Below are 14,553 nucleotides of genomic sequence, written 5' to 3'. Positions count from 1 at the left end.
ACAACATCAATGTTGAATGTACTGGCCCCATCGCGGGCAAGCCCGCTCCCACAGGGTTATCGGTGAACTCAGGTGTCCGGGGTTTGTTCGGCCAGGGCCACCGCGCGGAACATGGCGCGGCGCTTGTTCAGGGTTTCTTCCCATTCCAGCGCTGGCACCGAGTCGGCGACGATGCCGCCACCCGCCTGCACGTGCAGTTCGCCGTTCTTGATCACTGCGGTGCGAATCGCAATCGCCGTGTCCATGTTGCCGTTCCAGGCGAAGTAACCGACCGCGCCGCCGTAGACGCCACGCTTGACCGGCTCCAGCTCGTCGATGATTTCCATCGCACGAATCTTCGGCGCGCCAGACAAGGTGCCGGCCGGCAGGATCGCCCGCAGTGCGTCCATCGCCGTCAGCCCGGCCTTCAACTGGCCAGTAACGTTGGACACGATGTGCATCACGTTGGAGTAACGCTCGATCACCATCTTCTCGGTGAGTTTCACCGAACCGATTTCCGAAACGCGACCGGTGTCATTGCGGCCCAGATCGATCAGCATCAAGTGCTCGGCGATTTCCTTGTCGTCCGACAGCAGGTCTTTTTCCAGCGCTACGTCAGCCTCTTCGTTGGCGCCTCGCGGACGAGTGCCGGCAATCGGGCGCACGGTGATCAGGTTGTCTTCGACCCGCACCAGTACTTCCGGCGAACTGCCGACGACGTGGAAGTCGCCGAAATTGAAGAAGTACATGTAAGGCGTCGGGTTGAAGCAGCGCAACGCCCGGTACAGGTCGATTGGCGCAGCCTTGAAGTCGATCGACATGCGTTGGGACGGCACAACCTGCATGCAGTCACCAGCCAGGATGTATTCCTTGATGGTGTCGACGGCTTTTTCGTAATCGTTCTGGGTGAAGCTCGAACGGAACACCGGATCAGCCGATTGCTGTTTGCTGAAGTCCAGGCCACGGCGCGGAGTGATCGGCTGACGAAGTTGTTCCAGCAGTGCTTGCAGGCGCGCCTGACCTTGCTCGAAGGCATCTTCCTGCGCCGGATCGGCCAGGACGATCGCGTGCATTTTGCCCGCGAGGTTGTCGAACACCACCACTGCATCGGAGACCATCAGCAAAATGTCTGGCACGCCCAATGGATCCGGGTTCGGGCATTTGCCCAGACGCTTCTCCACATAGCGCACGCAGTCATAACCGAAGTAGCCCACCAGACCGCCATTGAAGCGCGGCAGACCGGTGATGGTCGGCACGTTGTAGCGCGCCTTGAAGGCTTCGACGAAGGCCAATGGGTCTTCAACGTCGTGGCTTTCGATCTCGACGCCGTCGTGGGTCACGCTGACGTGGTGATCATGAACCCGCAGCACGGTGCGGCACGGCAGGCCAATGATCGAATAACGGCCCCATTTCTCGCCGCCCTGCACCGACTCCAGCAGGTAGGAGTTCGGCTCGTCGGCCAGTTTCAGGTAGATCGACAATGGCGTGTCGAAGTCGGCCAGGGTTTCGCAGGCAAGCGGGATGCGGTTGTAGCCGGCAGCGGCCAAACGCAGGAATTCTTCGCGGATCATGAGGTGCCTCGTGGCTTGAGGGTCTAACGGTCAGGTGTGCAAACGCGCCGGTACGCCGGCCAGGAACAAGTCAGGCGCGCCAACGCCAGCGGGCCAGGGCCTTGATGACTTTCATCCAGAGTTTGCGAGTGACCACCACGATGGCGTTTCCAGGAGGGGATTGAACAGCGTCGGGCAACGTTATCTCAGCGGCCGGATCCAGGCAACCGGGAATTAGTTTGCGCAGATCATCGATCACCAGCGCCGGCAATTCTTCGGCAATCGGTCGACCATGGTTATAGCCGTAACTGAGGGCCACGCATTTGACCCCCGCCGCTTTCGCCGCCAGCACATCGCTGCGCGAGTCGCCGACGAACAACGATTGCGACGCCGGAATGTTGGCCATTTTCATCACGAAAAACAGCGCGGCCGGGTCAGGTTTCTTATTCGGCAGCGTATCGCCACCGATGATCCATTTGAAGTAACGGCCGATCTTCATCTGATCCAGCAGCGGCGCGACGAAGCGCTCCGGCTTGTTGGTGATCAGCGCCATTTCGATGCCTTGTTTATTCAGCCACTTGAGGGTGTCACGCACGCCGGGGTAAACCACCGTCAGATCGTGACCGTCCTCATAAAAGCCGTTGAACAATTCCAGGGCATGCTCGGCCTCGACCTCATCGACACCCTCGGCGTCGATGTGGTTGGCCAAGGCCCGGCGTACCAGCATGTGTACGCCGTTGCCAACCCACTCGCGCACCGGTTCGATACCGGCAGGTTGACGCCCGAGTTTGAGCAGCATGTTATCCACGGCCGCCGCGAGATCAGGGACCGAATCGACCAGCGTGCCATCCAGATCGAACATCACCAGCCGCGGCAGACGCCCGGGGAACAGCTGCTCAAAACCACTCATGGGCGAGCCAGCGCCAGTTCGGAGCGCATTTTTTCAATCACTTCCTGGTAGTTCGGCGCATTGAAGATCGCCGAACCGGCGACGAAAGTGTCGGCGCCAGCCGCAGCGATTTCGCGAATGTTGTTCACGTTCACCCCACCGTCGATCTCCAGGCGAATGTCACGACCGGAGGCATCGATCAGTGCCCGCGCTTCACGCAGCTTGTCGAGAGTGCCGGGGATGAACTTCTGCCCGCCAAAGCCCGGGTTGACGCTCATCAAGAGGATCATGTCGACCTTGTCCATCACGTACTTGAGCACGTCCAGCGGGGTCGCCGGGTTGAACACCAGGCCCGCCTTGCAGCCGCCTTCGCGGATCAATTGCAGGGAACGGTCGACGTGCTGCGTGGCTTCCGGGTGAAAAGTAATGTAGGTCGCACCGGCCTCGATGAAGTCACCGACGATGCGGTCCACCGGGCTGACCATCAGGTGCGCGTCGATCGGCGCGGTCACGCCGTACTTGCGCAGCGCGGCACACACCATCGGGCCGATGGTCAGGTTGGGTACGTAGTGATTGTCCATGACATCGAAGTGCACGAAGTCGGCGCCGGCGGCCAGGACGTTGTCCACTTCCTCACCCAGGCGGGCGAAGTCGGCGGAGAGAATCGACGGAGCAATGACGAAGGGCTGCATGACGCACCTTTTTTGAGCAGAATCACGATGGCGCGCATTGTATACCTCATGCTTTGACGCGCGCACCGTGCTGCGATGATTGGGTACTAATAGGCCGCTCGGTAGATCTTCTCGATATCGACAGCACTCAACTTGCGCGGATTGTTGCGCATCAGGCGCTCGATGCCGGCGGCTTCCACGGCCATGGCCGGGATCGCGTCCTCGGGCACCCCGAAACTGCGCAGGCCCAACGGGATTTCCACCGCTGCGCACAGCTCGGTCATCGCCTCCACGGCTTTGTCCGCCGCTTCGTTGGCGCTCAGATGAGCGGTCTTCACCCCCATGGCCTCGGCAATATCCTGCATGCGTTCCACGCAAGCCATCTTGTTCCAGGTCATGACATACGGCAGCAACAAGGCATTGCTGACGCCATGGGCAATGTTGAAACGCCCACCCAGCGGATACGCCAACGCATGCACCGCGCCGACCCCGGCATTGCCGAATGCCATGCCGGCCATCAGGCTGGCGGTGGCCATGTCTTCGCGGGCTTGCAGATGGGATGGATTGGCGTAGGCCTTGGGCAGCGCCTGGGTAATCAGCTTGATCGCGCCAATGGCCAGGGCATCAGTGATTGGCGAGGCATTGAGCGACAGGTACGACTCGATGGCATGCACCAGCGCATCGACGCCACTGGCAGCGGTGACACTGCGCGGGCAGGTCAGGGTCATTTGTGGGCTGACCAGTGCCACGTCCGGCAACAGGTAATCACTGATAATGCCCTTCTTCAGCTGCGCGACCTTGTCGGAGAGGATGGCCACGTTGGTCACTTCCGAACCGGTGCCGGCGGTGGTCGGGATGGCGATCAGCGGCGGGCCTTTGCGCGGCACCTGATCGACGCCGAACAAATCCTCCAGGGCGCCGTGGTAACCGGCATAGGCTGCAACACTCTTGGCGATGTCGATGGCACTGCCGCCACCGAGGCCGATCAACCCGTCATGCCCGCCTTCACGGTAAACCCGCATGCAATCTTCGACGATGGCGATTTCCGGGTCCGGCAACACCCGGTCGAAAATCTCGTAACTGCGCTCGCCCAGCTGCGCCAGCGCCAGCTCCACCGTGCCCGACTTGAGCAGTGCGGCGTCGGTAACGATCAGCGGGTTGTCGACATCCAGGCGTGTGAGCTCAGCCGCCAGTTGCTCGATGGCACCTGCGCCGGTGATCAGTTTGTGAGCGATTTTGAAAGAGGAAAGACTCATGTGCGCAGCCTCTTATAGATAGGGGAGCTGGGCACAATAGTAGCTGGGGATTGGGGTTTGTCTGCTATTGAATTGGTGAATGAATGTAAATCCCGAAAACCACACAAAACAACTGTAGGAGCTGCCGAAGGCTGCGATCTTTTGATCTTAAAAATCAAAGTCAAAAGATCGCAACCTTCGGCAGCTCCTGCAGGGGACCGCGTCAGACCTGGGCGGTGCGCAGTTTTTCGCTGCGCCCGCGCAGCCATTCCAGCGTCAGCAACAGGATCACCGAGAACGCAATCAACAGCGTCGCGGCAGCGGCGATCGTCGGGCTGAGGTTTTCGCGGATACCGCTGAACATCTGCCGAGGCAAGGTCGCTTGTTCGGGACCGGCGAGGAACAACGTCACCACCACTTCATCGAACGAAGTGGCAAAGGCAAACAGCGCACCGGAAATCACGCCCGGCGCAATCAACGGCAAGGTCACCCGACGAAACGCGGTCAGCGGCGAAGCCCCAAGGCTTGCAGCGGCCCGCACCAGGTTCTGGTTAAACCCCTGCAACGTCGCCGACACCGTAATGATCACAAACGGCACGCCCAACACCGCATGCACCACGATCAGTGAGAAAAAGCTGTTGCCCAACCCCAGCGGCGCAAAGAACAGATAGCTCGCCACACCAATGATCACCACCGGCACCACCATCGGCGAAACTACCAGCGCCATCACCAGCGCCTTGCCGGGAAAGTCACCCCGGGTCAGGCCGATTGCCGCCAGCGTGCCGAAGATCATCGCCAGTACCGTCGCTGCCGGGGCCACGATCATGCTGTTCTTCAACGAACGCATCCATTCCGCCGAAGCAAAGAAGTCCTGGTACCAGTGCAGCGAGAAGCCTTGCAGCGGATAGACCAGAAAACTCCCCGAGTTGAACGACAGCGGAATGATCACCAGCACCGGCAGGATCAGGAACAACAAAATCAAGCCACAGAGAATCCGCAAACCGTAGAACCACACCCGTTCGATGGGCGACATATAAGGACTCAGCATTTCATTCTCCCCTTAGCTCAGGCGCAGGCGACTGGCGCCCACCAGCCAGCTGTAAATCAGATAAAGCACCACGGTCGCCAGCAGCAACAGCCCACCGAGTGCGGTCGCCATGCCCCAGTTGATGCTGGTGTTGGTGTAGAAGGCGACGAAATAACTGACCATCTGATCGTTCGGGCTGCCCAGCAACGCCGGGGTGATGTAGTAGCCGATGGCGAGGATGAACACCAACAGGCAACCGGCACCGACACCGGCATAGGTCTGCGGGAAATACACCCGCCAGAAACTGGCGAACGGGTGGCAGCCGAGGGAAATCGCTGCACGCATGTACGTCGGTGAGATGCCTTTCATCACGCTGTAGATCGGCAAAATCATGAACGGCAGCAGGATGTGCACCATCGAGATGTAGACCCCGGTGCGATTGAACACCAGCTCCAACGGCTTATCGATAATGCCCATGGCCATCAGGCCGCTGTTGATCAAGCCGCCCGATTGCAGCAACACGATCCACGCAGCGACCCGCACCAGAATCGAGGTCCAGAACGGCAACAGCACCAGAATCATCAGCAGGTTGCTTTGCCGCGATGGCAAGTTCGCCAGCAGGTAGGCCAACGGATAGGCCAGCACCAGGCAGATCACGGTGATGATCAGGCCCATCCAGAAGGTCCGGGCAAAGATGTCGAGGTAGATCGCCTGGTCGGGGGTGGCCGGGGCCACTTCGCCGAGGTCGTCGATACGATGATCGACGGCGGCCAGCAAGTAATAAGGTGTCACATTACTGGTGTTGCGGCGCACAACCTGCCAATAGGCCGGATCGCCCCAGCGCTCGTCGAGGCCTTCCAATGCTTCCTTATAAGAAGCCGGCTCCGTGGCGAACGGCAAGGCGCGTGCGGTTTTGGTCAGCAGGCTGCGGTAGCCGGCCAACTCCATGTTCAAGCGCTTGGACAAGTCGCCCAAGGTCTGATTCTTGCGGGCTTCGGCGAGGTCTTCGCTGGCGGCCTTGTACACAGGCTCTGCCGGCAGGCCTCGGCCATCCCAACTGGCGATGGCGGCCACGGTGCGCGGCATGGCGCCGACCACCTCCGGGTTACCGACGCTTTTGTAGAGCAGCGCCACGATCGGCACCAGGAACACCAGCAACAGAAACAGCACCAACGGCGCGATCAAGGCTTGTGCTTTCCAGCGGTTGATCCGCTCGGCGTGCTTGAGCCGCTGCTTCAAGGTGGGGTCAGTGCCCGCGTTCAGGGGAATGGCGGTGGCCATGGCGTACTCCGGAAATCTTTGATCGTTACAGAGGGTGGCATTCCACATCCGGGATGCCACCTCTGTTCTTGTTAGCTACACATCACCCCTGTAGGAGCGAGGCTTGCCCGCGAAAGCTGCGTGTCAGTCAACATTGATGTTGAATGTGCTGACGTCTTCGCGGGCAAGCCTCGCTCCTACAAGAGTGGATAAGCCCACGGGGTGGTCTTATTTTGCAGCCCAGGAATTGAAGCGCTGCTCCAGTTGCTCGCCGTTGTCAGCCCAGAAACTGACGTCGATCTGCACCTGGTTGGCGATGTTTTCCGGGGTGGTCGGCATGTCTTTCAGGACATCCTTGGACAGCAAAGGCACGGCTTGGGTGTTGGCCGGACCGTAGGCGATGTTTTCCGAGTAGGTCTTCTGCTGCTGCGGAGCCACCGAGAACGCGATGAATTTCTTCGCCGCTTCAGCACGGGTTTTATCCAGGCCTTTTGGAATCGCCCATGCGTCGAAGTCGTAGATACCGCCGTTCCACACCACCTTCAGGTTGCTTTCTTTCTGTACCGCCGCGATCCGGCCGTTGTAGGCCGAGCTCATGACCACGTCACCGGAGGCGAGGTATTGCGGCGGTTGTGCACCGGCTTCCCACCACTGAATGCTTGGCTTGAGCTCATCAAGTTTCTTGAACGCACGGTCCTGACCATCCTTGCCAGCCAGTACTTTGTAGACGTCTTTCGGCGCAACGCCGTCAGCCATCAGTGCGAATTCCAGGGTGTACTTGGCGCCTTTACGCAAGCCGCGCTTGCCCGGGAATTTCTTGGTGTCCCAGAAATCCACCCAACTGGTCGGTGCGGAAGCCAGTTTGTCGGCGTTGTAAGCCAACACGGTCGACCACACGAAGAAGCCCACGCCGCACGGCTGGATAGCACCTTTGACGTAGTCTTCGGTCTTGCCGAACAACTTCGGATCAAGCTGCTCGAACATGTCCTCGTCGCAACCACGGGACAGTTCTGGCGATTCAACTTCCACCAGGTCCCAGGACACGCTCTTGGTGTCGACCATGGCTTTGACCTTGGCCATCTCACCGTTGTATTCGCCAGCGATGATTTTGCCGTTGCCCGCCGCTTCCCACGGTGCGTAGAAGGCCTTGACCTGCGCGGCCTTGTTCGCCCCGCCAAAGGACACCACGGTCAGATCAGGGCCGGCGGCCATTGCGTGTGCCGCACCCATCAGGCCCAGTGTCAGGGCTGTGAACTTCAGGGATCTCAACATTTATTGTTCTCCAACTGCAGGGTTAGTGTTGGTGAAGCAGGGGGGCGATCAATGCGCCTCTAAAAGTGGGTCGAGCGCGCGAACGTGTTCGACCTGCCAGCCAAGCGGTACCACATCGCCGACAGCGAGCGCGGGATCGAGCTCGGCAATCGGTTGTTTCACAAAGAAGTCGGTCTTGCCGCAGACTTCCAGGCGAACCCGGACGTGGTCGCCCAGATAGATGAATTCCGCCACCCTCCCTGAGAAGCGGTTGACGCAGGACTCGCTCGAACCATTGAGGCTCACGCGCTCCGGGCGAATCGACAACGTGACGGGCTCGCCGGTCTTGCCAACATTGACCGCCAGGGCTTCAACCTTTTCGCCGCGACCGAGCTCAACCACGCAGCGGTCGCCGGTGTGGCTGTGCAAGCGGCCATTGAGACGGTTGTTCTCGCCGATGAAGTTGGCGACGAAGGTGTTTTTCGGTTCTTCATAGAGGGAGCGCGGTGGCGCGATCTGCTGAATCTCGCCCTGGTGGAACACCGCTACACGGTCGGACATGGTCAGGGCTTCGCCCTGGTCGTGGGTCACGTAGACCACGGTCACACCGAGGCGCTGGTGCAGGTGTTTGATTTCCATCTGCATGTGTTCGCGCAGTTGTTTGTCCAGTGCGCCGAGAGGTTCGTCCATCAGCACCAGTTGCGGTTCGAACACCAGGGCGCGAGCCAGGGCCACACGCTGCTGCTGACCGCCGGACAGTTGCGCCGGATAACGCTGGGCGAAGGTGTCGAGCTGAACCATGCTCAAAACACGCTTGACCCGGTCACTGACGTCGCTTTTGTTCAAGCCGCGCACGGTCAGCGGGAACGCCAGGTTCTCGGCGACCGTCATGTGCGGGAACAACGCGTAGTTCTGGAACACCATGCCGATGTCGCGTTTATGCGGCGGCACGTTGTTGATGGAACGCCCGGCCAGTTGAATCTCCCCGGCGGTCGGTGTTTCGAAACCGGCGAGCATCATCAGACTGGTGGTCTTGCCGGAGCCGGACGGCCCGAGCAAGGTGAGGAATTCGCCTTTGCGAATATCCAGGTTGAGGTCTTTGACGATCAGGTTCTCGCCGTCGTAGCTCTTTTGCACTCCACGAAAGCTGACCAGAATATCGCTGGCCCCTGCGCTTGAATCAACCTGGCTCATACCCACACCTTTGTTATTGATGACTGCTGTGGACTAAGCCTAGTGGACGCTGGGAGCGGCGCAAATCGGGGCGCAGGAGAGAATCGCCTCAGCCGGATGGAAGATTGGGGGTAGGGATTGCCCTACAAGGATGGCGGGGATGGATATGTCGATTCGGGATCGCGACAGGCGGTGAGCTGCAAGCCGCAAAAACAGGCAAAAGCGGCTTTGTGTGCATGTCGCAAATGGACATGCCACCGCCTTCCTGTGGGAGCGGGCTTGCCCGCGATGACGGTGGAACATTCAGAATCTTATCGACGGACAAATCGCAATCGCGGGCAAGCCCGCTCCCACAGGGATTTGCAGTGAACCCGTGGAAGGGGCGTGTCAGAGGAGTTTGTGCTCCATCGCGTACTTCACCAGTTCGGCCAGGGAGGTGATATTGAGTTTCTGCATCAGCCGCGCCTTGTGGGTGCTGATGGTTTTGCTGCTCAGGGCCAGTTGCTGGGCGATGTCGTTGACGTTGGCGCCTTGGGCCAGGCGTTCAAATACCGAGAACTCACGCTCCGACAGCAACGAGTGCAACGGCCGTGAATCCGTCAGGCCGACTTCAAAGACCATGCGGTCGGCCAGGTCCGGGTCGATGTATCGCCCGCCCGCCGCCACTTTGCGGATTGCCGTCAGCAGCAATGCCGGATCGCTGTCCTTGGTCGCATAGCCTGCGGCGCCGACCTTTAACGCTCGTGCGGCCATTTGCGCTTCGTCGTGCATCGACAACACCAGAATCGCCGGGGGATTGTTCAGTGCGCGAATCCGTGGAATCGCTTCCAGGCCGTTGACCCCTGGCATGGAGATATCCAGCAACACCACTTTGCAGGGAACATGGCGCAAGGTCTCGAGCAACTGCTCGCCATTGCTCGCCTCCCCTACCACCAGCAAGTCCTTGGCCAGGCCGATCAATTTCTTGATGCCTTCGCGAACGATGGTGTGGTCTTCGGCTACCAGTACACGGATCACGTTCTTCTCCATTCTTGTTATGTCAGAGCCAAGATCTATCGCGGGCAAGCCCGCTCCCACATTTGGAATGCGTTCCCCCTGTGGGAGCGGGCTTGCCCGCGAAGGCGCCAGTCCAAGCAACTTAAAACCATCAGGCTTCATCCAGTGGCACTCGCACACTCAGGGTCGTGCCCTCCCCCGGTTCACTCTCAAGCGACAACTGCCCGCCCATGATCAACACCCGCTCACGCATGCCGACCACACCGAAGGATGTCGGCCTGCCAGTGGCGGCGACAAATCCTACGCCATCATCGCTGACAGTCAGACAGAGTTCATTGCCCTCAAGGGTCAGCGTCAGTTCAACAGTATGCGCCTGGGCGTGGCGCATGACATTGGTCAGCGCTTCCTGAAGGATGCGGAACAGCCCGATGGCCTTGGCGTCGCTGAGCACCGGCAAGTTATCCGGCACTTGCACCAGACACGGGATCTGCGTGCGCGCCTCGAACCGCCGCGCCTGCCACTCGATGGCCGAGGCGATCCCGGCATCGAGAATCGGCGGCCGTAGCGCCGTGGCCACATCCCGCACCAGTTGAAACAGTTGAGCGATCAAGCGCTTCATGCTGTTCAAGCGCTCGTGCAGGCCCGGGTCGAGCTGGGCGTAGGCCAGTTCGCACATGGATGTTTCCAGCTTTAGCACGGTCAACATCTGACCCAACTCGTCGTGAACTTCCCGGGCGATGCGCGCCTTTTCCTCTTCCCGGACGCTCTCCAGGTGGGCGGACAACTCGCGCAATTGCTCGCGGGAGCTGGCCAGTTCCAGTTCGATGCGCTTGCTCTCGGTGATGTCCCAGACGATTCCGTCCCAGACATAGGCGCCATCTTCGAGCCGGCGGGTGATGGCCTTGATCTCGGCCCAGCGCTGCTCGCCCTGACGGGTCAGAATCCGTCCCTGCCACGACCAGTCGCTGTCGGTGTCCAGCGCATGGTCCTGAGTCTGATGGTAACTGGCCTTGTCGTCCGGATGCACCAGACTGCGCAGGCCTTTGTCCCGATGGGCCAGAGTGGCCGGCGAGTACCCCACCAGACTCTCGCTGCCTTCACTGATGTAGGCAAAGTCGATCTGCCCGGTCACCGGCGCGCGTTCCAGACGAAAGACCAGGCCGGGCACGTTGGCGGCGATCCCTTGCAGCCTCGCCTCGCTCTCCTGCAATGCGGCCAGGGCGCGACGACGCTCGGTGACGTCATTGAGGTAAACCACCAGGTATTCGCCGTCGCGAAAGCGCAAGAAGCTCAACGAAACATCCGCCGGCAGAATACTGCCGTCCGCTCGCACGCAATTGGTTTCGAAACTTTGCGGCCCTTCTTCACTGGCCCGGGCGCGTTTCCACAGGCTCAGCCAGCGGTCCATGTGCAAACCGGGCTCGAAGTCGATCAATGGCCGATCAATGATCCCGCCCGCCGGGTAGCCGAGCATGGTTTCGGCCGCCCGGTTGGCGTAACGCACATGGCTGTCCCAGTTGACCCAGAGGATGCCGACAGTGCTCTGATCGATGGAAAACTGCGTGAGGCGCAAGGCCTCTTCGCTGGCCTCGCGCAGGGCAATGTCTTCGCGCGCCGCCAGCAAGCGTTGCTCCAGGCTGTGTTGCTGACGACGTTGCCAGAACACAATGGCCATGCTGCTCAGCAATAACATCACCAAGAGCAGGCTGAGGTTTTGCCAGAAACCCGGCGACTCGGACAGCCGCGGATACTTGGGTTGCAGCCATTGATTGTGCAGTTGCTCCAGGTCCTTGGCCGGGATCGCTCGCAGCGCGCTTTCGACGATGCCGGCCAACTCCGGCCAGTCCCGGCGCGTGGCCACGCGCAGCAGTTGCGGGAAACCGATATCGCCCACCACCGCCAGCCCGGAGAATTCAGGCTCGACAGACAGACGCCCGAACTGCGCTTCATCGACCACGGCGTAACCAGCCTGCTGACTCAACAACAGTTGCAGCGCCTGGCGCTCCAGAGGCACGCCTTGCAGGTTCAGATGGGGATAATTGCTGCGCAGATAATCGGCGGTGACGCTGGGCATGCGCACCGCGACGCGGGTCTGGCTGTCGAGTTTTTCCAGCTCTACCGCACCGGTGCTTTTCTGGGCGCTGACCACCAGTTGCGGCACCCGCATGTAAGGGTCGGAAAATTGCCAGAGTCGCAATGCCGCGGGGGTTTGCGTCAGCCCTGGCGCGATATCGATATCGCCTTCACGCGCTGCGGCTTCCAGTTGCGCAAGATCAGGATAATTACGCCAGCTCAGTTCGATCTTGAGTGCCTTGGCCAGCCACTTCATCAGCTCGATGTTAACCCCGGACAGGCGCTGCAAGCGGCGATCGTATTGGGCATAGGGCGTTTGCAACACCACTCCGACCCGCAACTCGCCATGCTGCGCCAGCCATTGCTGTTGCGCTGGCGACAGGTGCACGACGTGCGCCGGTGGCGCGGGCGCCGCCCAGCCCATCAAGGGAAACCATAAACAGCCGATAACCCACAGGCAGCGAAAATGCATTATCAAAGTCTCACACACTGACAAATACTGACCAACCCATTAGGCTGCCGGAATAACTTCTGGCCTGGAATATCCGATGCCCCCTGTCTACCGCCTGGCACTGCCAGCATTGTGCCTGTCGTTGATCCTGCCTTGCGCGTTTTCCGTTGAGGCGGCCGACCCGGCACCTGCCGCTGCGGAAAAACCCGCAGAAGAAAAACCGGTCGAACGTCAGCCGCTGCTTGAGCGTAGTCAGGAAGAAGCGACTGCACTTGAGCGAAAAATCCCTGCGCAAGAACAGCAACAGCTGCAAGCCGGCACCGACAGCTTTCTCGCCTTGTGGAAACCGGCCAATACCGCCGAACCCAAAGGCGCGGTGATTATCATCCCCGGCGCCGGTGAAACCGTTGACTGGCCGCAAGCGATCAGCCCATTGCGGCGCAAGTTGCCGGACGCCGAGTGGAGCAGCCTGAGTATCACCTTGCCGGACCTGCAAAGCGAAGCCATTGCGCCACGTATTGTCGAAGTGGCGCCAGCGCCCAAAACGCCTGATGCCGGCAGCAAAGACGCCACGACTGCGGCGCCCATCGAACAGGTGGCCGGCGGCGAAGCGGATGTGGCCGACAAGGCCATCGTCGAAACCACCGAAGAACAGGCCAAAGCCGACGCGGAGCGAATCTTCGCGCGCATCGATGCCGCCATCGCCTACGCCGAACAGCAAAGCGCTCGCAGCATCATCGTGTTGGGCCATGGTACCGGCGCTTACTGGGCCGCGCGTTATCTGAGCGAGAAGCAGCCATCGCAAGTCGAGAAGTTGGTGATGGTCGCCGCTCAGACGCCTGTTACAGCGACGCCGGGACTGGCTGAGCTCACACCCGCCTTGAAGCTGCCTACCGCAGATATCTTCTATATGGATAAGCCGGGGGATCGTAACGCGGCGCTGGAACGTTTACAGGCCAGCAAGCGCTTGAAAACGTCGGGGTTCAGTCAGGTTTCGCTCAAGGCGCTGCCGGGGAACGCCAGGGCCGAGCAAGAGCAATTGGTCCGTCGGGTGCGGGGTTGGTTGAATCCTCAACCAGCGGCGGACTGATAGACCGGGTTGGCCCATTCGCGGGCAAGCCTCGCTCCTACAGGATTTGTGTCGTGTCCAAATATGCGGCAATCATAAAACCTGTAGGAGCGAGGCTTGCCCGCGAAGACGGATTCACTGGCAACACAACTCATCCCTGCTAACGAAAATCCCGCCGCTCACGAATCAACGTGTAGGCAGTATGCAATTCACGAGTCTTGTCCGTAGCCTCGCGAACCTGCAATGCTGTCGCACCGCTGCCGGCAATCTTGTCCGGGTGATGACGACTGAGCAGGCGTCGATAGGCGCGTTTGATTTGCGCCGGCTCACTGGTCGCCGACACTCCCAATAGCTGCAACGCATCTTGATAAGTTACAGCGTTGCTGACCGATGGGCGTTTCTGCGGCTCATAGTCAGTCGCCAAGGCCTGCACCTGTTGCCGCGTCCACCCCAGCCATTTGCCCCACTGGGCAATCAGCTCGCGCTCACTGCTACCGGCGCGGCCATCGGCCCAGACCATCCGCCAACAGGCACGCAACACCCCTTCCGCCGCGTAGGGTTGGGTACTCAGGCGGCGCAGATAACCGCGCAACCGGTCATGTCCCGACTTACCGCGATTGAACGCCGCAATCGCTCGACGTTGCGCCGATTCGGTCATTTCCAGCGAACGCATTTCCTGCCGCGCCTGCTGGATGTGGCCATCCACTACGCGCCCATCGCTCTTGGCCAATCGGCCCAGCAACACGAATAGCAGTTCATCGTTGCGCAGCACCGAGCGACCACCGAATTTTTCCCATAAATGCGCCCAGCTCTGCAGGTGCAAACGCCGGTCCAGCGCCTGTCCCAATAAAGCGCCGAGCATGGCCCCCGGAATGCTGGCTATGGCAAAGCCCGCTCCGGCTCCAATCAGAGTCCCTGGCCACAACATG

General features: G+C 60.3%; 12 protein-coding genes. 1 reads left to right on the top strand and 11 read right to left on the bottom strand.

The features are described 5' to 3' along the window. Window positions 1–68: 68 nt before the first annotated feature. The 10 genes from trpE to TU81_RS28590 form a co-directional block, all read right to left on the bottom strand. A complete protein-coding gene (trpE, locus tag TU81_RS28635; RefSeq protein WP_048397836.1) occupies window positions 69–1,550 on the bottom strand; it encodes an anthranilate synthase component I in 1,482 nt (493 codons plus the stop codon). 70 nt (window positions 1,551–1,620) lie between these two features. Continuing rightward, window positions 1,621–2,439 (bottom strand): phosphoglycolate phosphatase, encoded by an 819-nt coding sequence (locus TU81_RS28630; RefSeq protein WP_038981273.1) that lies wholly within the window; start codon window positions 2,437–2,439, stop codon window positions 1,621–1,623. Continuing rightward, window positions 2,436–3,110 (bottom strand): ribulose-phosphate 3-epimerase, encoded by a 675-nt coding sequence (gene rpe / locus TU81_RS28625; protein WP_007906892.1) that lies wholly within the window; start codon window positions 3,108–3,110, stop codon window positions 2,436–2,438. Before rpe ends, TU81_RS28630 begins: the two co-directional genes overlap by 4 nt. An 86-nt stretch (window positions 3,111–3,196) precedes the next feature. Further along, on the bottom strand, window positions 3,197–4,345 hold the full coding sequence (locus tag TU81_RS28620; RefSeq protein ID WP_038981272.1) for an iron-containing alcohol dehydrogenase: 1,149 nt from the start codon (window positions 4,343–4,345) through the stop codon (window positions 3,197–3,199). Between the two features lie 202 nt (window positions 4,346–4,547). Beyond that, on the bottom strand, window positions 4,548–5,372 hold the full coding sequence (locus TU81_RS28615; protein ID WP_048397832.1) for an ABC transporter permease: 825 nt from the start codon (window positions 5,370–5,372) through the stop codon (window positions 4,548–4,550). Window positions 5,373–5,384: 12 nt separating this feature from the next. Then, window positions 5,385–6,632 carry an ABC transporter permease gene (locus TU81_RS28610; RefSeq protein WP_038981269.1) on the bottom strand — a complete coding sequence of 416 codons (1,248 nt, stop codon included), beginning with the start codon at window positions 6,630–6,632 and terminating at the stop codon, window positions 5,385–5,387. Between the two features lie 207 nt (window positions 6,633–6,839). Further along, complete coding sequence (locus tag TU81_RS28605; protein WP_038981267.1) at window positions 6,840–7,883, bottom strand: ABC transporter substrate-binding protein; 1,044 nt, start codon at window positions 7,881–7,883, stop codon at window positions 6,840–6,842. A gap of 48 nt (window positions 7,884–7,931) precedes the next feature. Beyond that, complete coding sequence (locus TU81_RS28600; RefSeq protein WP_030130015.1) at window positions 7,932–9,056, bottom strand: ABC transporter ATP-binding protein; 1,125 nt, start codon at window positions 9,054–9,056, stop codon at window positions 7,932–7,934. Between the two features lie 366 nt (window positions 9,057–9,422). Further along, complete coding sequence (locus tag TU81_RS28595) at window positions 9,423–10,064, bottom strand: response regulator (protein ID WP_173667515.1); 642 nt, start codon at window positions 10,062–10,064, stop codon at window positions 9,423–9,425. 118 nt (window positions 10,065–10,182) lie between these two features. Continuing rightward, the gene (locus TU81_RS28590) at window positions 10,183–12,579 is read right to left on the bottom strand and encodes a PAS domain-containing sensor histidine kinase (RefSeq protein WP_038981265.1); all 2,397 of its coding nucleotides are present in this window, start codon (window positions 12,577–12,579) and stop codon (window positions 10,183–10,185) included. 73 nt (window positions 12,580–12,652) lie between these two features. Here TU81_RS28590 and TU81_RS28585 point away from each other — a divergent pair, with 73 nt between their 5' ends. Beyond that, window positions 12,653–13,645, top strand: coding sequence for an alpha/beta hydrolase family protein (locus tag TU81_RS28585; protein WP_048397829.1), 993 nt, complete (start codon window positions 12,653–12,655; stop codon window positions 13,643–13,645). Between the two features lie 139 nt (window positions 13,646–13,784). Here the strand turns inward: TU81_RS28585 and TU81_RS28580 are convergent, their stop codons facing one another. Beyond that, window positions 13,785–14,552, bottom strand: a complete 768-nt coding sequence (locus TU81_RS28580) for a TerB family tellurite resistance protein (RefSeq protein WP_048397826.1) — start codon at window positions 14,550–14,552, stop codon at window positions 13,785–13,787. Between the last annotated feature and the right edge of the window lies 1 nt (window position 14,553).

This window comes from Pseudomonas lini (assembly GCF_001042905.1).
GTDB classification, from domain to species: Bacteria; Pseudomonadota; Gammaproteobacteria; order Pseudomonadales; family Pseudomonadaceae; genus Aquipseudomonas; species Aquipseudomonas lini.
Note: the sequence above shows the minus strand (reverse complement) of the source record. Positions and strands in the feature narration are given on the sequence as shown.